We start from the raw sequence: 19927 nt of genomic DNA, 5'->3' as shown, positions 1-19927 counted from the left end.
GCGAGGTCCGGATTGGTTCGGAGCCTTGCTTCAGGAGAGCTCGGCCACCTCACTGGCTTATCGATTGACCACCTCCTCGCGGTGGCGGCGGCCAAGGTGTGTCTCCTGCATACACAGTCGATCTGCTTATCAGGAGAGCTCGATGATCTCACCGGCCTATCGATTGACTACCTCCTCGCGATGGCGGCGGCTGCTCGGCGCGCAGCTGAGCGTCGCCGCGCTCCTGATCTCGGGGTGTACGGGCACCGCGGGCGATCCGGGAGGGGGCGACGGGGATGGTGTCATTCCCGGCGGGCCGACTGGGCCAGAGGTCGCCGAGCGCAGCATGTTTCCGCGGCTGACCCACGCGCAGTGGGAGAACACGGTGCGCGACCTCCTGCGCCTCGACGACCGGCCTGGCCTCTCGGCGTCGTTCACGAGCGACCCGCTCGGCGGCGTGTTCGACAACAACGAGGCTGCGCTCCTGGTGACGCCGGGCCTCTGGGGCGATTACCAGCGCGCCGCCGAGGAGCTCGCGGCGATGGTGACCGCCGACCAGGGCAAGCTCGGTCGGATCGCGCCCGCGGACCTGCCGGACGCGCCGGAGGCGCGGGCGCAGGCGTTCGTCGAGCGGTTCGGCGAGCGGGCGTTCCGGCGCCCGCTCACGGACGAGGAGCGGGACGCATACGTCGCGCTGTTCCACCGCGGCGAGGAGCTCTTCGAGGGCGAAGACCCGTTCGCCGCGGGCGTCCGCGCGGCGCTCGAGGCGTTTCTGCAGTCCCCTCATTTCATCTACCGCGTCGAGATCGGCGCCGGGCCGGCGGAGGGCGGGCTCATCCCGCTCGGCGGACACGAGATCGCGACCAGGCTCGCCTATACCCTGTGGAACACGATGCCCTCCGACGCGCTCCTCGAGGCGGCGAAGGCGGGCGAGCTCTCGACCCGCGAGGCCGTCCGCGCCTACGCCGGGGGGATGCTCGACGACCTGCGCGCCCGCGAGGTCGTCGGCGCGTTCCACCGGCAGCTCTACGATTACGAGCAGTACCACGACCTCAACAAGGATCAGGCGCTCTACCCCGAGTTCGTCCCCGAGATGGGCGACGACATGCAGCGCGAGGCGGAGCTCTTCGTGGATCACGTCGTCTTCGACGAGGAGGGCGGGCTCACCGACCTGCTCACCGCGCGCACCGCGTTCGTGAACGATCACCTCGCCGCGGTCTACGGCGTCGAGGGTGACTTCTCGGGCGAGTTCAAGCGGGTGGAGCTCGACGAAGGGGAGCGCTCGGGGCTGCTCACGCGCCTCGGCTTCCTCGCGGCCAAGGCGACGGCGCGGCAGCCGGACTCGATCCACCGCGGCGTCTTCGTGAACCTCAGGATCCTCTGCGCCACGCTGCCGCCGCCGCCCGACGACGCGACCTCGCTGCCGCCGGGCGAGCTCGCGACCAACCGCGAGCGCGTCGAGGCGCACACGGGCAAGGGGACGTGCGGCGCGTCGTGCCACGGGCTGCTCATCAACCCCGCCGGGTTCGCCTTCGAGCACTACGACGCGATCGGCAAGTACCGCGCGACCGACAACGGCGCGCCCGTCAACTCCGCGGACGCCTACACGCTCGGCGGCCAGCCGAGGAGCTACGCGGATGCGGTCGAGTTCAGCCAGCTCCTCGCCGAGAGCAGCGAGGCGCACGGGTGCTACGCGGAGCGCTGGCTCGAGTTCGCCCACGGCCGCGGCGCGCGCGCGGAGGACCGGGCGCTCGTCGAGGAGCTCGGCGAAGCGTCGCGCGGCGGCGCCTCGACCAAGGAGCTCATCGTCCGGATCGTCTCCTCCACTCCCTTCCTCGCTCGCGTTCCCGCGGAGGCGCCATGATCACCCGACGACGTGTGCTTCGAGGTCTGTTCGGCGTCACGGTGGCGCTCCCGTTCCTGGAGACGTTCGCGCCGCGCCGCGCCGCGGCCGGCGCGGGGGACGCGCCGCCCTTCGCGATCTTCATGCGCCAGGCCAACGGCGTCGCGCAGCAGGTAGGCGATGAGCCGGAGATGTTCTGGCCCAGCGCGCCGGGCCCGCTGACCGCCGAGTCGATGGCCGCGGACGCCGATCGGGCGGTCAGCGAGCTCAAGGACTACGCGAGCCAGCTGATCCTGGTGCGCGGCGTCCGCTTCGCGTTCCCGGGCAACGGGTGCGGCCACTCCGGCGGCGGCAACCAGTGCCTGACGGCCGCGCAGGTGTCGGAGGATCCGGCGGGCAACGAGTCGCTGGCGATGGGCGAGTCGATCGACAACCGCATCGCGACCGAGCTCAACCCGGCGGGCGTCGAGCCGCTGACGCTCTACGCGGGCAGGAAGGCCGGTTACATCAACGAGGTGCTCTCGTACCGCGGGCCGAAGCAGCTGCGCGCCGCCGAGCGCGACCCGTACAAGGCGTACCAGAAGCTCTTCGGGCTCGCCGAGGTGGACGCCGCTGCCGCGAAGGCGCTGGCCGCGCGCCGCGCCAGCGTGAACGACCTGGTCCGGGAGCAGATGCAGGCGCTCATGCGCCGGAAGGACCTCAGCCAGGGCGATCGCGAGCGGCTGGAGCTCCACTTCGACAGCATCCGCGACCTCGAGGTCGGGCTCGCCTGCGCGCTCCCGCCGGAGCGGGTCGCGGAGATGGAGGCGATCTCCCCGGACGTCGGCAGCTACGACAACGTGGAGACTGTCGCCCGCATGCAGATGGACATCATCGCGCTCGCGATGGCGTGCGGCGCGACGCGCGCGGCGACCCTGCAGGTCGGCGACGGCAACGACTCGACCGAGTACACGATCCACGGCGTGCGGCAGAAGAGCTACCACAAGATCTCTCACCGCATCGACGGCGACGGCGAGGTCGGCCCGCCGATCGAGGGCGCGCAGGAGCTGCACCACCAGATCGACCGCATCCACGCGCGGATCTTCAAGCACCTGCTCGACAGGCTCGCGTCGTACGAGATCGGCTCGGGGACGCTCCTCGACCGCGGCGTGGCCGTGTGGCTCAATGACAATGCCGACAAGTACCACTCCTACTCCAGGGTCCCGTACATCCTCGCCGGTGGCGCCGCGGGTTACCTGAAGACCGGCCAGTTCATCGACCAGCGGGTCACCAACAACAAGCTGCTCAACACGATCGGCGCGGCCGTCGGCTGCACGAACGGCCAGGGCGGTCCGCTCGACGACTTCGGTGACGAGAGCCTCGAAGGCGGGCTCATCGACGCGATCGTCGCCTGAGAGAGGAGCTCGCCCGCTGCGGATACGGGCCCACCTCGACGTTTTCGGTGCTCAGCGTACATGAGTACGCTTCCGCGCCGAAAACGCCGATCTGGGCCCGTCTCCTGTGCGGGCGAGCTCCGCCAACGCTCGGGTGTGTCGGGTCGGGGGCGGAGACGGGGCGGGTCAGCCGAGGAGCTCTACCGCGACCTCGATGGTGGCCTTCTCGCCGCTCGGGCCGCGGAGCACGTCGACCTTCACCTTGTCGCCCGGCTTCTTGCCGTCGAGCGCCTGGTACAGCCCGTCGTAGTCCGCGACGGGCGTGCCGTCGATCCCGACGATCACGTCGCCCAGGACGAGCCCGCGGTCGCCCTCGGAGAGGCCGCGCATGCCCGCCTTGTCGGCGGGGCCGCCCGGGACGACGGTCATGATGATGAGGCCGCGGATGCCGTTGCGCCGCTCGAGGCGGCGGGACTGATCGAGCTGGATGCCGAGGCCGACCTGCTCGGCCTTCCCGGTCCGGATGATCTGCGGGACGATCCGCGCGATCGTCGTCGACGGCACGGCGAAGCCGATGCCGGCGGAGCTGCCGCTCTTCGAGAAGATCATCGTGTTCATCCCGATGAGGTGCCCGCTCGAGTCGAGCAGCGGGCCGCCGGAGTTGCCGGGGTTGATCGCGGCGTCCGTCTGGATCATGTCGCGGATGGTCACCTCGCCCACGCCCTGGACCTGGCGGCCGAGCGCGCTGATGATGCCGGTCGTCAGCGTGTGATCGAGGCCGAACGGGTTGCCGATCGCGATCGCCTTCTGCCCGACCTCGAGCGGCTCGCGCAGCGGCGCGACCTGGATCGGCTTCAGCATCTCCTTGGGGGCGTCGATCTTGATGACCGCGATGTCCTTGCGCGGCTCGGACCCGACGAGCTTCGCCGGGAACGTCTTCTCCCCCTGGAGCCGGACGACGAGCGACTGCGCGCCGGCCACGACGTGGTAGTTCGTGACGACGTGCCCGTCGGCGTCCCAGACGAAGCCCGAGCCCGAGCCCGCGGGCACCTCGACGGCCGTCCCCCAGAAGCGGTCCACCACGAGCCGCTGCTGCGTCACGAACACCGTCGAGGGCGCGACGTCGCGGAACACGGCGATCGAATTGCGCTCGTCCTCGATGAGCGCGCCCTTCGAGGGCGGGACGGGCGGCGGCGTCGTGTCGATCGTCGCCGACGTCGCCGGCGTCGCCGGCGTCGCCGGCGCGTCGGGGACCTTCGTCGCGTCGGGCGACGGGCCGCTGGGGCCGGACTTCCCCTTGCATCCGGCGGAGGCGGCGAGCGCGGCGACGACGAGGACGGCAGGGAGTCGAGCGTGTCTGCGGTGGCGCATGCGGCGCAATCTAGCTTGCTATCGGCAAGGCGTCTCCCCTGCGGCGCGCCGTCGGCCTGCGCGGCGGCGCGGCAGTCTGCCGCGCGCAACGAATGCGCGGAACCCATGCGCGGAACCGACGCGCGGAACCGATGCGCAGGACGGTCGCGCTCCGGCATCGGCGCACGTCGGCGTCGGATCGGATCCTGGGATGCAAAAGGGCGAAGTTGCGGTAGAGGTGGCCTTGACGGATGAAGCCCATGACGCCCTCAGCAACGAAATTTCAGACGACCCCCCCTGTCGCGAAGGAGCCCGTCAAGGTGCTCCTGCTCGAGAACATCCACCAGAGCGCGCACGAGCTGTTCCGGTCGCGATCGTTCGAGATCGAGACGCGGAGCTCCGCGCTGAAGGAAGACGAGCTCATCGCCGCGCTCGCGGGCGTGGACATGCTCGGCATCCGGAGCAAGACGCACGTCACCGCGCGCGTGCTGGAGAAGGCGGACAAGCTGCTCTCCATCGGGTGCTTCTGCATCGGCACGAACCAGGTCGACCTCGATGCGGCGAACCGGCGCGGGGTGCCGGTGTTCAACGCGCCGTTCAGCAACACGCGCAGCGTCGCCGAGATGATCATCGGCGAGTCCATCATGCTGGCCCGGCAGCTCGGGGACAGGTCGCGCGAGGTGCACGCCGGCACCTGGAAGAAGGTCTCGAAGGCCTGCTACGAGATCCGCGGCAAGACCATCGGCCTCATCGGCTACGGCCACATCGGCCAGCAGCTCGGCGTGCTCGCCGAGGCGATGGGGATGCGCGTGGTCTACTACGACATCGCCCAGAAGCTGCCGATGGGCAACAACCGCGCGCTGCCGACGCTCCAGGCGCTGCTCGCCGAGTCGGATTTCGTCTCGCTCCACGTGCCGGCCACGCCGGAGACGCACAACATGATCGGCGCCGCCGAGCTCGCGCACATGCGCAAGGGCGCGTACCTGCTCAACGCGAGCCGCGGCTCGGTCGTCGTGATCCCGGCGCTGGCCGAGGCGCTGAAGAGCGGCCACCTCGCGGGCGCGGCGATCGACGTCTACCCGGAGGAGCCGGAGTCGAACTCTGACGGCTTCCTGACCGAGCTGCAGAAGCTCCCGAACGTGATCCTGACGCCGCACATCGGCGGCTCGACCGAGGAGGCGCAGGAGGCGATCGGCCGCGAGGTGTCGCGCGCGCTGACGCAGCTCGTGACCACCGGGGCGACGACGGGCGCGGTGAACTTCCCGAACGTCGAGCTCCCGCCGCTCAAGGCCACGCACCGCATCCTCAACGTCCACCGCAACGTGCCTGGCGTGCTCCGCGACGTGAACCGCATCGTGTCGGACGTGAACGCCAACATCGACAGCCAGGTCCTGTCGACGGACGCCAACATCGGTTACCTGATCATGGACCTGTCGCAGGACGTGTCCGCCGAGGTGAGCCGGCGCATCGGGGCGCTGGAGACGAGCCTCCGCACCCGCGTGCTTTACTGAACGTGCGTCGAGCCGGGGCGCCGCCGCGCCCCGGCCCGAGTCCCCGGCCCCGAGAGGTGCCCCGCCTTGTCGCCACCGTTCACGATCCAGCCGGGGCCGCGGCCGCAGATCCGGATCGAGGAGGTCGCCAAGCGCGCTCGCGTCTCGCCCGCGACCGTCAGCCGCGTGGTGAACGGCAGGGGCAAGTACAGCGCGGAGACCCGGGAGCGCGTGCTGGCCGTGATCGACGAGCTCGGCTACGTGCCGAACACCGCCGCCAGGAGCCTCGCGCAGGGGAAGACGGGCGTCCTCGGCCTGCTCCTGCCGAACATCAGCACCGAGTTCATCTCCAGCCTCGTGCGGGCCATCGCCGCCTCGGCGGCCGAGGCCGGCTACGACGTGCTGCTCTCCGTGAGGCCGGAGGCGCCGGCGCGGCGCCTCGTCGGGCGGCACAACACGGACGGGGTGCTGATCTTCGGCCACTACGTCCACGAGGCCGATCTCCAGCAGCTGGTCCACCAGAAGTGCCCGGCGGTGCTCATGTACCAGTCGTCGCCCGCGGACGTCCCGCTGCCCAGCGTGATCATCAAGAACGCCTCCGGCGCGCGCGCCATCGTGGGGCACCTGATCGAGGCGCACGCCCGGCGCCGGATCGCCTTCCTCCACGGTGTCTCCGAGAGCGAGGACTCGACGACGCGCGCGGAGGGGTACCGGGAGGCGCTGGCCGAGCACGGCATCGCCGTGGATCCGCGCCTGATGCGCCGCGGCTTCGATGCGCGGGAGGCGCGGGCCGCGACGCTCGCGTGGGTGCGCGAGGGGGCCGACTTCGACGCGATCTTCGCGTGGTGCGACCACGCCGCGGCGGGCGCGATGGAGGCGCTGCGCGCCGCGGGCAAGCGCGTGCCCGTGGAGGTCTCCGTCGTCGGCTTCGACGACGCGCCGTCGGCGCGCCACCTCGAGCCCGCGCTCACGACGGTGCGCGCGCCGACGGACGGGGTGGGCTACCGCGCGGTGCAGGCGCTGGTGGACCTCATCCAGACGGGCAAGGCCGAGCGGAGGATCGAGCTGCCGACGGAGCTGATCGTCCGGCGGTCGTGCGGCTGCGATCTCTGAACCCGGCGAGGATCCGCGATCGGGCGCCTCGTCGTATGCCGCCGCGAGCTGGCGAGTCTGCGCGGCGAGCGGGGCTGTTTCTACGTCGATCGCCGCGCGACGGGGAGAGCGCTATTCATTCCAGACCGGGACGCTGACGCGCTCTCCGGCGCTGCGCCGCGCGGCCGGGTCGTCGCCCGCGAAGACGACGGTGAACACGACGAACGCGGCCCACAGCGCCGCGAGGTGGTAGATCATCGCGACGCCGCCCGCGGCCTGGTAAATGGCGCTCGACGCCGGAGGGCCGAGGAGCATCCCGGCGGCGTAGAAGACGTTGTAGAGCGAGTTCGCGCGGCTGTAGTCGCGCGGCGCGGTGACGACGCCCTGGAGCGCCAGGCTGAGCGGCGATATCGACGCGAGCGTCGCCCCCGCGACGAACACGGCCACGCACATCGCGTCGTAACGATCGAGGTACACGAAGCCGAGGATCATCAGCGTGCCGATCGTGCCGAGCGCGCGCATGAGCAGGAGGTGGCCGCGGCGGTCGCCGATCCGGCCAAAGACGTTGGTGAAGAGGAGCATGCCCACCGCGAAGTAGGCGGGGATCTGGATCGTCTGATCGCGCGTGACCCCCTTTTCCGCCATCAGGTAGAGCGGGAGGAACAGCACGACCGACGCCTGGAAATAGCCGTAGGCGAAGGTCGCGAAGCACGCGGTTTTGATGCGCGAGAGGATCGAGGCGGAGGACGCCGAGGGCTCCGCACCGCTCGCCGCGCCGGCCTTCCCGTGGGCCTCGGACATGCCCGGCAGGTCGCGGTCGAGGCGCGCGAGCACGAGGACGGCCGAGAGCAGCGAGATCACGCACGAGAGGAGGAACGCCGCGGGCATCGAGGAGAGCGCGACGATGTGCGGCGCGCAGAGCGGCCCGAGGACGTAGCCGAGCGCCATCGAGACGGCGTAGAGGCTCGTGACGAACGCCTTGTTGTCCTTGTCCGACCGGGCGAGCAGGATCGTCTCGCAGCTCACCCAGATGCCGACCGAGCAGGCCCCGTCGAGGAAACGCACCGCGGCGATGGCGGCGAAGCTCGGCAGGAAGGGGAAGGCGCCGACCGCCGCCGCGTACCCGACCAGCGCGAGCACCAGCGTGGCCTTCGCCGAGAACCGGCGGATGAGCGTGTCCATCGGCAGCGAGAGCAGGACGATGCCGAGCGCGAAGCACGACGCGAGCAGGCCGATGTCGGTCTTGGTGAACCCGCGCGCATCGAGGAAGACCGCCGTGAGCGAGATGGCGATGCCGTACGCGAGACCGAGGAGGAAGATCGCGCCAAAGACGAGCCAGATGTTGCGATCAGGGATGCGGCGGAGCATGAGCGCCCGCCAGGTTCGATCGGTCGCTCCGCCGTGTCAAACGGGTACGTGCGTCAGGAAACACGCCTCGCCGGCGGTCGCGCCGCGCACGCCCGAGAGCGCCGAGCGGCCGCGCTGCAGCGAGGGCGTCAGCGCAGGAACTCGAGGAGGAGCTGATTGACCTTCTCCGGCCTGTCGTAATGCACGAAGTGGCTCGCGTCGGGGATGCGGGCGACTCGGGCGTTCGGGACCAGCGCCGGATCTGGCGCGGCGAGCTCGGAGCCGAGATAGCGATCGTGCTCGCCCCAGATCACCTGCACCGGGAGGTCGATGCGGGGCGGCCTGCCGAGCTCGCCAAGGCTGCCCGGGCGGAAGAGGGCCCGGTAGTAGTTGATCATCGCCGTGAGCGCGCCGGGCTGCGACCACGCCCGGACGTAATGGGCGAGATCCTCGTCGCTCACCGCGCCCGGGCGCCGCGGGTCGTCCTTCACCGACGCGCGGAGCCACGCAAAATCGTCCTTCCGCGCGGCGAGCTCCGGGAGCTTCGGGAGCTGGAAGAAGAACATGTACCAGCTCTTGCGGAGCTGCCGCGCCGTGCGGAACCCGGCGAACAGCCGCTCGGGGTGCGGGCAGTTGAGGACGACCAGCCGCTCGAGGAGCGCCGGATACCGCGCCGCGAACCCCCAGGCGACGCCGCCGCCCCAGTCGTGGCCGACCACCGCGGCGGCGCGCTCCGCGCCAGAAGCCTGGATCAGCGCGGCCACGTCCGCGGTGAGCTCGGCGATCGCGTACGCGGCGACGCCCTCGGGCTTGTCCGAGAGGTTGTAGCCGCGCATGTCGGGCGCGATCACGCGGTAACCCGCCTCGACCAGCGCGGGTATCTGGTGGCGCCACGAGTACCAGATCTCGGGAAAGCCGTGGAGGAGCACGACGAGCGGCCCGTCGCCCGCCTCGACGTAGTGGAGGCGCACGCCGCCGTGCTCGGTGAACCGGTGCGAGAGCTTGGATTCGTCGAGGGTCATCGTCTCTCCTTGCGCTGATTCCGTCGAATGGCCGCCGGCGCTCTGCCGCGCGGTCACGGGTTGAATCGCTGGTTGCTACATGGTGGTCCGGGGGCGCGGCGAGCGAAGCGAGGGGGCGCGCGGAAGGCGCTCAAACGTCGATGATCTTGCCTGGGTTCATGAGGTTCAGCGGATCGAGCACCCGCTTGATCGACCGCATGATCGCGAGCTCCTCGGCCGAGCGCGAGTAGGGCAGGTAATCCTTCTTGAGCAGGCCGATGCCGTGCTCGGCGGAGATGCTGCCGTGGTACTTCTTCACGAGCGAGAAGATGGCGTGATCCGCCTCGTGGGTGCGCTTCAGGAACTCCTCGCGCGTGAGGTCGTCGGGCTTCATCACGTTGATGTGGAGGTTGCCGTCGCCGATGTGGCCGAAGAGCGCGATCTCCCACCCTGGATAGCGGGCCTCGAAGAGGCTCTCGAGCTCGGAGCAGAAGCCCTCGAGCTCCTGGATGGGGAGGGACACGTCGTTCTTGTGCGGCAGCCCGGTCGCCGACAGGCTCTCGCTGATCCCTTCGCGGAGCGCCCAGAGCTCGGCGGCCTGCGCGCCGTGCTGCGCGAGCGTGCCGTCGGTGACCAGCCCGCGCTCGAACAGCGAGGTGATCCACGCCTCGAGCGCCTCGGGCTCGCCGCGCTCGACCTCGATGAGCACGTAGTAGTCCGACGGCGCGGAGAGCGGCACACGCACGTTCCGGTGGCGGCGCAGGCGCGCCTGGCACTTCTCGGTGAAGAACTCGTAGGCCATCACCACGAACGGCCCCGTCCGGGCCTCGCGGAACAGCGCGAGCACGCCGGCGAGGTCGGGCACCGCGAACAGGAACACGTTGAGCGCCTCGGGCACCCGCGTGAGCTTGAGCGTCGCCTCGGTGATGATGCCGAGCGTGCCCTCGCTGCCGATGAACAGCTGGCGCAGGTCGATCCCCGTGTTGTTCTTCTCGAGCGCGCCGTTCAGCTCGAGCACGGCGCCGCTCGCGGTGACGACGGTGAGCCCGAGGACCCACTGGCGCGTCAGGCCATAGCGGATGACCTTCACGCCGCCGGCGTTCGTCGCGATGTTGCCGCCGACCTGGCTCGACCCCTTCGAGGCGAAGTCGACAGGCCAGGTGAGGCCGTGCGGCGCGACGTGCTGGTGCACCGCCTCGGTGACCGCGCCCGCCTCGACCCGCACGGTCGCGCCGAGGACGTCGACCGGGCCCATCTTGCGCATCCGATCCAGCGACACGACGAGCTCGCCCCTGGCCGCCACGGCGCCGGCGGCGAGCCCCGTGCGGCCGCCGGAGGGCACGATCGGGACGCGGTGCTCGGAGCAGAGGCGGAGCAGCCGCGAGACCTCGTCGGTCGACCGCGGCAGCGCGAGCGCCGAGGGCCTGGGCTCGTGGACCTTGGTCCAGTCGCGGCCGAACGTCGCGAGATCGGCGGCGTCCGTCGAGAGGAAATCCGCGGGGAACTCGCGCTGGATGGCCTCGAGGAAGGGGCCGGGGAGGCCGGTAAGTGGGGTCATGTTCGGCTCGGTACTGCGGAGCGGTGGCGAGGGCAAGGGCAGGCGGTCTTCGCACCCCACCCCGAGGCCGGCGCGCCGAGCGGGTCGCTTCGCCGGCGGGAGTCCTCGCGGCGCAGCGCCGCGCGAGCGTTGCGGCGCCACGACCGACAGGGCATCTTGATCGAGGAGCGCGCATGGACAGGGCGGACCGCGCGGCAATCGTGGCGAGCATGGCGGTGCTGGCGCTGGCCGCGTGCGAGCGCGCTGCCAGCGAGGCGCCGCGTGGACCCAGCGCCGCGGGCGCCGCCGAGGGCGGCGGGGGCGGCGCGGCCGAGGGCGGCGGGGGCGGCGCCGCCCCGGATCCGCTCGCGGCGAGCAGCGGCGCGTCGGGCGCGAGCGAGCAAGGGAACGCGGGCGGGCAGGGCGGCGGCGGCGGCGCGAGCGGCGCGCTGAGCTGGGAGCCGGTCGAGACGGACTGGTGCTCGGCAGGGTGGATCGGCCTGGACGACCACACCTGCTTCCATGTGCCGGAGACCGCGCTCCGCGGCGCGCCGATCCTTTATGTGCTGCACGGGGCCATGGCGCCCGACTCGCTGCCCGTGGACCTCCAGGCCACCGCCGCGGAGGCCGCCGAGGCGCTCGGCGCCGTCGCCGTGTGCCCGCGCGGGAGACCAGGACTCTGCACCTGGGATCCGTCCGTGGAGACCTACTCCTGCTGGCCGACGCGCCGCGAGACCGTCGACGCCGCGGCGCCCGCCCTGCTCGAAGAGTGGATGCGCGCAGAGGCGTTGATGGAGCGGATCCTCGGCGGGACGTTCGGCGGGCGTTATGTCATGGGCTTCTCCAACGGCGGTTATTTCGCGAGCTACGTGGCGCTCGAAGGCCTCGTCGCCGTCGACGGCGCAGCGCTCGTCGGCGCGGGGCGCATGCTCATCGAGGAGCACCTGTTCTCCGAGGAGAGGCCGCCGATCTTCATCGCCGTCGGCGAGCTCGAGCTCGCCTCCACCATCGCGAGCGCCGAGAACCTCGCCGACGTGCTGACCCAGCACGGCTGGGAGCACGAGCTCGTGGTGCACCCGGGGCGCGGCCACGAGATCCACGCCGACGACTTCTCTCGAGCCTGGGAGACCTGGATCGCCGCGCCCTGAGCGGCCCCGCGCCGCCGCCGCGCTCGCCCGGCGGAGGATGGGGCCGACTCGACAGGACCCCTGACGCTCGCAACGCGGGATGCCCGGAGCGTCCTTTTTGGGCACCCTTGCGTACACGAGCGCAGAGGAAATGGGCTGAGCGCGCCGAGCGGGGCGGCGCTGATCGCCTGAGGACGGCGAATGCATCTGCGGTGTTATCGCTCCTTGTCTCACGTTGTCGGCGCGGAGGCTCGACATCGTCGGAGACGCCTCGTCGACGCGCGCTGCGCCGAGAAATCCGCAGCGCGCGAAAGGCGGGTTATTGCCGGAGCCGCCGCGTTGCGCGAGGCGCTCCCGGCGGGCGCCGAGCGCGCCTGGAAGCGCCTTCTCTGCGCAGTGATCCGGCGCCGAGGGACGCGCAGGATCACCGCGGGGTCGTGCGCTGTTTAGGAATGTCGGTTTGTCGCTGCCTCGCGCCCGCAGCGCGCGCCCTCGGGCGGCAGGCTCTGCACACCAGCTCTCGGGCATGAGCGCTGCTCTCTCCGCAACCCGACTGGCGCGACGGTCTTGCAGACGTCGCGGGCCGGGCAAGGAGGAGAAATGGTTGAGCTGTTGAATACCAGGTTGATGTGCGTCGCGATGGCAATGGCGGCGCTGACCACCGGGTGCGCGGTGGGCGCGGGCGAGGCGGACGTCGACGAGAGCGATGCGGACGAGGCCGTGATGGTGGAGGAGGCCTCCCAGGCGCTGTGCGGCAACGCCGGCTGGCGGAGCTGCGGCGGGGTCCCCGGGGGCTTCGCGAGCCCGGGCTGGGGCGGCTTGAACTGGGGCGGCGCGAACTTCGGCGTCCCGAGCTGCGGCAACGGGGGCTTCACAGGCGGCTGGAGCCCCTGGGGCAACCAGGGCTGGAACAACTGGGGCAACTTCGGCTCTCCCGGCTGGAACAACGTCGGGAACTTCAGGCCTTGCGGCGGGAACCCTTGGGGCGGCTGGAAGCCGCCGTGCGGCGGCTCCGGCTGGGGCGGCGGCTGCGGCAGGTTCTAGCCCACTGGCCCGGAGTCCATCCGCGGCGACGACGGCGAGCGCGGGCCCTGGACCGGCGCGCGACAGGCCCTCGGAACACGAGGGACCCCCTGCGCGCCCGGCGCCCGAGCCGCGGGTCGTCTGACGGGTCGCCCGGGGAGAGTCACCGGGACCCTGGCCTCCGGAGCTCGCGGCAAGCGCGAAGCTCCTGGAGGCCAGGCGCCCGGGGGGCTCCGGATCGGCGACGGCCGTGCAGCTGACGGCCACGTTCCGGGGCCCCCCACCTGTCGCATTTTAGGACATCGCCGCCTGGCAGGCGCACCTGGGTCTGGCGGCTCAGCCGCTGCCCAGCCCGTTACACACCTCGGCGCAGATCGCGCGTCGAGGCGCGGTGCCTGCGCTTGTGCCAGGCCCGGCAGCCCTCGTCCCATGGCGGATCGCTTCTTGCTCCCTCCGGAGCGCGCCGATGCGCCGGCGTCCTCGAGGAATGCTCGCCATGATGTCTTTTGCGACACCCGTCTCGCGTTACATGACCTGTGAAGTCATCGCGGCGTCCGACATGACGCCGCTGCCAGAGGTGCACCGCACGCTGGGCGAGCGCGCGATCTCCTGCGTTCCGATCCTGGACGCGGCGTCGCGCGCGATCGGCGTGCTGTCGCGCACCGACCTGCTCCGGCTCGGCAGGTTCGAGACGAAGACGAACAGCCGAGGAATGCTGCTCACCTTGCCCGATGTCCCTGCGCGGGCCGTGCTGCGCCCGGGCATCATCACCGTCGGGCGCGCGACGCTGGTCGTGCAGGCGGCGAGCGTGCTGCTGAAGCATCGTATCCATCGCGTGTTCGTCCGCGAGGACGAAGCCTTGACCGGCGTGTTCAGCACCAAGGATCTCCTGCTCTCCCTGGTCGAGGCGCGGGACCCGACGCCGATCGCCGGGCTCATGTCGGCGCCCGCGTACACGATCCCGCTCGACGCGCCGCTCGCGCTCGCCGCCGACCGGCTGACGACGGCGCAGGTGAGCGGGCTCGTGGTGGTGGATCCCGGCGGGTGGCCGGTGGGAATGTTCACCCAGACCGAGGCGCTGCTCGCGCACGGCGTGCTGTCCGATTCACCGGTCGAGGACGTGATGAGCCCGGCCATGGTCTGCCTCGACGTCCGGACGCCGCTCCACCGCGCCGCGGCCGCCGCGCACGCAGCGCAGGCGCGGCGCGTGCTCGTGGTGCACGGGCGGCGGCTCCGCGGCGTGCTGACGGGGCTGGACTTCGCGCGCGCCGTCGCAGGCACGGGCGTGATCTCCATGGCCGCGAGGTCCAGGGCGGGATAACGCCGGCCGCGGCGAACGCGGCTTCACCGCGCGGCGGCGCGGGCCGCCATCCGCTCGACGACCCCGTCGGCGTCGGCGGTCAGGCGCGCGGCGAGCGCGCGGGCGGCGGCGGGCGAGGCGGACGCGACCCCCTCGACAGCGCCGAGCCGCGCGCGGCGCGGGAGGCGCGGGTCCGCGGCGAGGGCCTGGAGCTCCGTGATCACGCGCGCCGAGGCGGAGGAACGCGTGGCGGCGCGGCCCGCCGCGGTGAGGGCGCGCGCCCTCACGTACGCCGGCGCGCCGGGATCGCGGCCGACCGCGAGCAGCCGATCGACGTCGGCGCCGCCGGCCGCGCGGAGCAGCTCGTAGAAATCCGCGCCTCGGGCAGCGCTCTGGCCGCAGAAGTGCCCCGCGAGCAGCGCCGCGGCGTGCGGCGGAAGCGCGGCGGTGGAGGCGAGGCGGTCCGGAGCAAACGAGCGAGCCCCCTCGCCCGGAGCCGGCGGCGCGATGGGCGCGCCGCTCGCCGGCGTGTCCGCGTCGGCCGGGAGCGGGACGGCCGCCCCGCCGCCTTGCTCGACGATCCCGCGGTAGAGCGCGCTCGCCCGCACGATCGCCGTCTGTTGCGGCGTCATCGTGCCCGAGAAGTCGCCCCCCGTCGGGAACATGAGATTCCCGAAATCCGGGCAGCGCTCCATCAGCGAGTTCACGTCGCCGCACTGCGAGGTGTCGTCCAGCGGGTCGCCGAAGTCAGCGTCGAACTCGGTGGTGTGGAACAGCCCGGCCAGGTGGCCGAGCTCATGGCGCAGGATGACGGTGTCCACCGAAGGCTCCTCGTAGAGCGTGACCACGATGCCGCTCAGGTGGGTGCCGTGCTCGACCGCGACCGAGGGCACGGCGGGCGTCACGCCGGACGCATCCTCAATGCGCCCCTCGAACGCCGTCACCGCGATCACGTTGAGGGCCGGACGGCCGGGGGCGCCGGCCGTCTGCTCGAGCACGCCGGGGAGGACCTCTTCGTCGACGAACTCCCACTCCGAGCCGATGTGGTGGACATTGATGCTGCCCACGCCGAGGCCCACGTACCCCTCGTACGCAGAGAGCAGCGCGCGCCGCATGTACTGCTCGGAGACCGCGTCGCCGGCGATGAAGGCATTGATGTCGATCTTCCCGCCGTGAAAGCGCCCGTCGAGCGTCTGGCGGTGCCACACCGAGAGGCGCACCGGCTCTGCCAGGGGGCCGACTCCGCCGTTGCCGAGCTTGATCCAGTAGACGCCCGGCGCGAGCGGCGCGGATGCGTCCGCGCCAGTCTGGGGGACGGCCGCCGCGCCGATGCCCTGGTTGAAGAAGGCGGCCATCGTGCCTGGGATGGTGTAGTCGGCCGCCAGCAGCCTGCCGTCGGGGCCGAGGATGCTCTCGATCCCGATCGGATCGAAGCTCGGCGATGACGCCATGATCTCGGCGACGGCCGTGAAGCCCAGGGTGCCCGGCTGGACGGTCACCGGGATGGCCCCGTCGATGCCGACGTTGTCGTGCTCTTCCTTGACGAGGGGCGGAATCGGTGGCGCCCCCCCCTCGCCGATGCTCCCGCTTTGACCGGCCCCGGAGGAGCCTTGCGGCACGGAGCTCGTGGTGTCTCCGGAGCTCCAGGAGCCGCCGGAGCCGCCGGAGCTGTCGGGCGGCGGCTCGAACCCGTCGACGACCACCTTGCCGCCGCAGGCGCCCGCGACGAGGGCCGCGAGCGCCCCCGCGGCGAGGAGAGCGCCTCCGCGAACCTGCGTTGCCCGGCGCTCGCCGCCCGGCTTCCCGTCCACGGGAGACGGATCGATGGCGCTCGATGCCGGTGCAAGCGACGTTGACATAAGCATGCTCCTGCGTCGGTAAGGGCCCTCCCTCACCGCGCGCGCAGTATGCGCGGGCCCTCGCGCGGTGTCACGCGCTGCGCACGCTCGTGACCTCGGCGGGGTGTGCGATGGCGTGAGCGGCGCTCATTCCACTTGCTTGACGCGCATTCTCACCCGACCTGGAGATGCTTCCGTCGCGCCCTCGAAGCGCTCGATGACGATCACGAAGCGCGATACGCCGTCCGCGCCCTGGACGAGCCACGCGGCGTCGTTGGCCGGCGCGGGGGGCGTCGCGCCGGGCTCGAGCCACCGCCCCGTGAAGGCGGTCGCGATGTGGTCGCCGCGGTACGGGAGGGCGGGATCGGAGAGGGCCGCGTGGTCGGCCGCGTCGAACCGCGCCTGCTCCGACGCGGCGGTGCGCGCCTTGACCTCGGCGAGCTCCTCGGAGTCCGACGCATCTGCCTGGAGGTCGGCGGCGCGCGTGGTCCCGGGGCCGCCGAGCTCGCCGTTGACGCTGACGAGCGTCCTTCGGAAGCAGAGGTTCCAATCCGTCGACGCGCGCGCCTCTTCGGGCGTGAGCATCAGCTGCCGGTTGCCCGCGAGGTCGAGGCAAGCGCTCGGCTCGGTCTCGACCGCGTCGATGCCGCCCGCGGTCGCGTCGAGATCCTGGATGTCGACGGTCGGGCCGGAGCCGTCGGGGAGCACCTCGGCGTAGCGGAGCTGATAGAGCGCGGTGACCGGCGCCCCGTCCACCTCCCCGTAAAAGGAGAAGATCTGGAGCTTCCAGTACCTGCCCTCGTGCTCGATCGCGTGGACGTGGTAGCGGCTGAAGGCGACGTGCTCCTCGCCGTCGTAGGCGTACCAGCGCGAGAAGGCGCCGCCGGAGTCGTCCGTGAGCAGGAAGGGGGTGCTCGGCAGCTCACCCGCTCTGTAGTCCTCGAGGCCGATCGGCAGCGCCCCGCCTTCGCCGGGACCGCTGAGGCCGCTGTTGGTGAAGACGTCGTAGCCCGAGAGCGCGAGATCCCAGTCGGTGGACGCCGCGCCGTCGCCTTCCACGAGCGCGATCTCCGGCGTGGCGAGGCGGAGGAAGACGCGGCCGGTGGCCGGCACGTCGACCTCGAGGAGCGCGCCGTCGTCCGTGGTCCCGGGGTCGTCACCGCAGGCCGGGGTGAGCAGGAGAAGCGCTGCCGCAACCGATCCTCTTGTCATGAGTCCTCCCACGGTAGATCGGCGCGGACGCCGACGTAAAACGTGCACCCCTCGAGGGGCCGATGATCGCCGCGGCGATCGGGGTCCTTTTGCGCGCCAAGCAGGTTCCTGACGCCGAGATACGCTTGCGATGAAGGCCAGAGCGGCCGCGCGAGCCGCGCGTCGAGCGTCGTGAACCCGGGGGCGTACACGTCTTCCTCGGCGCGCGGGTCTCTCTCGACGAACGCGCTGCTGACGGTCCGGAGACGGGTGACGAGCTCGATCCGGAGCGGCAGATCGGCGCGGAGCGCCGCCTGCGCCGTGTGCGGCGGTTTGCCGGAGAGCGGCTGTCCGGGATCGGCCGTGTCGTCGCGTGTCCAGAGGTAGGCGTAGCCGGCCTCGATGCGGAGCCACGGTGCGGCCTGGAGCGTGGCCGAGAGATCGAGGCCAGCGGTGCGCGCCTCGGCGATGTTCGTGTAGGTGTACGTATCGACGCCGTCGGAGGAGCTGACGGGCTTCGGGTCGACGTCGATCAGGTTGTCGACCCAGTTCGAGAAGGCGCCGGCCCGCGCCGTGATGCCCTCTCGGGGGATCCACGTGACATCGCCGTTCACGCCCCAGGACGTCTCGGGGGCGAGCTCCGGGTTGCCCTCGAGGATGTAGCCTAGGCTCGAGTGGTCGAACGAGAAGCCGAGCTCCTTCGCGCTGGGGGCGCGGAATCCCCGCCCGCCGGAGACGCGCAGCGTGAGCGACGGCGCGGGCCGGTAGGCGAGGGCGAGGCGCGGAGCGACGACGCCGCCGTAGCGGACGCGGAGCTCGCCGCGAACGCCGGGCATGAGGGTGAGCTCGTCGGTGAGCTTCCACGCGAGCTGGCCGTAGAGCGCGGCGCTGCCGAGCCGGGTGCTGGGCACCTCGTCGTTCGGCGGGATCTCCTCGGTGCCGGAGGTGGTCACGTCGGTGATCTCGAGCACCTGGTCGAGCGTCTCCACCTCGGCGCGCGCTCCGGCGACCCAGGTGCGCTTCCCGTCGGCGACGGTGGCGATCGCCTCGTAGCTCTGGAGGGTGCCCGAGCGCTCGCGCAGCTCCTCGTAGGGCGAGCCGCGCTGGTCGCGGCCGCTCGACCGGAAGGCCCATTGTTGGCCTGCGGCGAGGCGCAGGCTGGAGCCGCCGCCGAGGTCGAGCGTCTCGGCGAGGTGCAGGGTGATGCGGTCGGTCACCTCGGGGAGGTCGTAGAGGTAGACCCCCAGGACGGGCCGCTCCTTCTGCTCGATGCCGTCCTGCTCGTCGTGGATCCAGCGCGCGCGGAGCCGCAGGTCGATGCCCCTGCCGAGCGCGGCGCCGGCGCGCAGGCCGAGGAGGGTCTGGGAGCGCTCGGGCAGGGCGGTAGGGGCGTCGGCGCCAGCCTCGGGATGGGCGAGGTTTTCGGCGGGCTCGACGAGGGAGAGGCTGTCCTCCCGCTGGAACGAGGCGTCGGCGCTGACCCAGGCGCGCTCGCCGCGGTAGGCGCCCGAGCCATGGAGGACGAGCCCGGCGCGGCTCCGGCCTTCGAGGCGGGCGCGGCCGCTGAAGCCCGGGTGCTCGGGGGGCGCGGAGAGCACGTTGACGACGCCGCCGATGGCGCTCGTGCCGTAGAGCGAGCTGGTCGGCCCGGTGACGAGCTCGATGCGGGAGACGTCGCCGAGCGGGAGGGACGAGAGGTCGATGGCGCCGCCGGCGTCGCCGATGACGCGCTCGCCGTCCTCGAGGACGAGGACGCGGTCGAGGTCGAAGCCCTGGATCTGGATGGCGCTCGGGTTGCCGAGCGCGCCGTAGGCGCTCGGGTTGACCTGGACGCCGAGCTCGCCGTCGAGCGCCTCACCGACGTTGGTGGCGCCGCGGCGCTCGGCCTCATCGCGGGTGACGACGCGCGTGCGCACCGTGGCGCGCTGGCTGCTCTCGGGGGTGCGGGTGCCGGTGACGACGACCTCGAGGGGAGGCGGCGCGGCGGGCGAGGGGGAAGGCGGCGCGGCGGGCGAGGGGGGAGGCGGCGAAGGGGAAGGCGGAGGAGCGGGAGAGGGAGGCGGAGGAGCGGGAAGAGGCGAAGAGGAAGGGGGCGCGGCCGAGGGCTGCTCGGAAGGGAGCTGCGCGAGCGCAGGGCGCGAGAACGCGGCTGGGACGAGCGCCGGGAGCGGGCAGAAGGCGAGCAGCGCGGCGCGCGTCAGGCGCCGACGCCGGGGCACGGTCCTCCCTGGGACATCGGAACGGCAGGCTCGAGGCGCGGGGACGGCAGCATGGGGAGAGCTCGGCCTGTGCGGCGTTCGGTGGGTCGGGTGAGGTGGGGGATGGTCGCCCGATTCAGGGCGGTCGTCCAGCGGTTCGGGGGGCGTGCGGGCGCCGTGGGCGGGGTGGATGGCGTGCAGCGGGAGCAGGGGAGGAGCTCGCGTCGGGACGGAGGCT

At 71.9% G+C, this 19927-nt stretch carries 14 protein-coding genes; 7 read left to right on the top strand and 7 right to left on the bottom strand.

Annotated elements, in window-relative coordinates; translation table 11 throughout:
- Positions 1-142: 142 nt before the first annotated feature.
- Both WMF12_RS21915 and WMF12_RS21910 read left to right on the top strand, forming a co-directional pair.
- Positions 143-1843 (top strand): DUF1592 domain-containing protein, encoded by a 1701-nt coding sequence (locus WMF12_RS21915; protein WP_437873458.1) that lies wholly within the window; start codon positions 143-145, stop codon positions 1841-1843.
- A complete protein-coding gene (locus WMF12_RS21910) occupies positions 1840-3216 on the top strand; it encodes a DUF1552 domain-containing protein (RefSeq protein ID WP_437873457.1) in 1377 nt (458 codons plus the stop codon). The genes WMF12_RS21915 and WMF12_RS21910 overlap by 4 nt, the downstream gene beginning before the upstream one ends.
- Positions 3217-3381: 165 nt before the next feature.
- Here the strand turns inward: WMF12_RS21910 and WMF12_RS21905 are convergent, their stop codons facing one another.
- Positions 3382-4566 (bottom strand): S1C family serine protease, encoded by a 1185-nt coding sequence (locus tag WMF12_RS21905; RefSeq protein ID WP_437873456.1) that lies wholly within the window; start codon positions 4564-4566, stop codon positions 3382-3384.
- A gap of 230 nt (positions 4567-4796) precedes the next feature.
- Here WMF12_RS21905 and serA point away from each other — a divergent pair, with 230 nt between their 5' ends.
- Together serA and WMF12_RS21895 are read left to right on the top strand one after the other, a co-directional pair.
- On the top strand, positions 4797-6056 hold the full coding sequence (gene serA / locus WMF12_RS21900) for a phosphoglycerate dehydrogenase (RefSeq protein ID WP_437873454.1): 1260 nt from the start codon (positions 4797-4799) through the stop codon (positions 6054-6056).
- A 66-nt stretch (positions 6057-6122) separates the two neighbouring features.
- Positions 6123-7148: a LacI family DNA-binding transcriptional regulator gene (locus WMF12_RS21895; RefSeq protein ID WP_437747555.1), complete on the top strand. Its 1026-nt coding sequence runs from the start codon at positions 6123-6125 to the stop codon at positions 7146-7148.
- Positions 7149-7259: 111 nt separating this feature from the next.
- Here the strand turns inward: WMF12_RS21895 and WMF12_RS21890 are convergent, their stop codons facing one another.
- The 3 genes from WMF12_RS21890 to WMF12_RS21880 form a co-directional block, all read right to left on the bottom strand.
- A complete protein-coding gene (locus WMF12_RS21890) occupies positions 7260-8495 on the bottom strand; it encodes an MFS transporter (RefSeq protein ID WP_437873453.1) in 1236 nt (411 codons plus the stop codon).
- Between the two features lie 128 nt (positions 8496-8623).
- Positions 8624-9496 (bottom strand): alpha/beta fold hydrolase, encoded by an 873-nt coding sequence (locus WMF12_RS21885; protein WP_437873452.1) that lies wholly within the window; start codon positions 9494-9496, stop codon positions 8624-8626.
- A 130-nt stretch (positions 9497-9626) separates the two neighbouring features.
- Positions 9627-11033: an FAD-binding oxidoreductase gene (locus WMF12_RS21880; protein WP_437873451.1), complete on the bottom strand. Its 1407-nt coding sequence runs from the start codon at positions 11031-11033 to the stop codon at positions 9627-9629.
- 173 nt (positions 11034-11206) lie between these two features.
- Here WMF12_RS21880 and WMF12_RS21875 point away from each other — a divergent pair, with 173 nt between their 5' ends.
- From WMF12_RS21875 to WMF12_RS21865, 3 genes are all read left to right on the top strand, one after another.
- Positions 11207-12160, top strand: a complete 954-nt coding sequence (locus tag WMF12_RS21875) for an alpha/beta hydrolase (protein ID WP_437873450.1) — start codon at positions 11207-11209, stop codon at positions 12158-12160.
- A 579-nt stretch (positions 12161-12739) separates the two neighbouring features.
- Complete coding sequence (locus tag WMF12_RS21870; protein ID WP_437873449.1) at positions 12740-13183, top strand: hypothetical protein; 444 nt, start codon at positions 12740-12742, stop codon at positions 13181-13183.
- A 475-nt stretch (positions 13184-13658) separates the two neighbouring features.
- Entirely contained in the window at positions 13659-14483 is an 825-nt protein-coding gene (locus tag WMF12_RS21865; RefSeq protein ID WP_437873448.1) for a CBS domain-containing protein, read from the top strand.
- 23 nt (positions 14484-14506) lie between these two features.
- Here WMF12_RS21865 and WMF12_RS21860 read toward each other — a convergent pair whose 3' ends face one another.
- From WMF12_RS21860 to WMF12_RS21850, 3 genes are all read right to left on the bottom strand, one after another.
- A complete protein-coding gene (locus WMF12_RS21860; RefSeq protein ID WP_437873447.1) occupies positions 14507-16321 on the bottom strand; it encodes a hypothetical protein in 1815 nt (604 codons plus the stop codon).
- Positions 16322-16447: 126 nt separating this feature from the next.
- Entirely contained in the window at positions 16448-17512 is a 1065-nt protein-coding gene (locus tag WMF12_RS21855) for an HmuY family protein (RefSeq protein ID WP_437873446.1), read from the bottom strand.
- On the bottom strand, positions 17509-19710 hold the full coding sequence (locus WMF12_RS21850; RefSeq protein WP_437873445.1) for a TonB-dependent receptor plug domain-containing protein: 2202 nt from the start codon (positions 19708-19710) through the stop codon (positions 17509-17511). Before WMF12_RS21850 ends, WMF12_RS21855 begins: the two co-directional genes overlap by 4 nt.
- Positions 19711-19927 lie beyond the last annotated feature (217 nt).

The sequence above is a fragment of the Sorangium sp. So ce363 genome (assembly GCF_051520435.1).
Lineage (GTDB): Bacteria > Myxococcota_A > Polyangia > Polyangiales > Polyangiaceae > Sorangium > Sorangium cellulosum_B.
The sequence above is the reverse complement of the archived record's forward strand: the minus strand, read 5'-3'. Positions and strand labels throughout refer to the sequence as shown.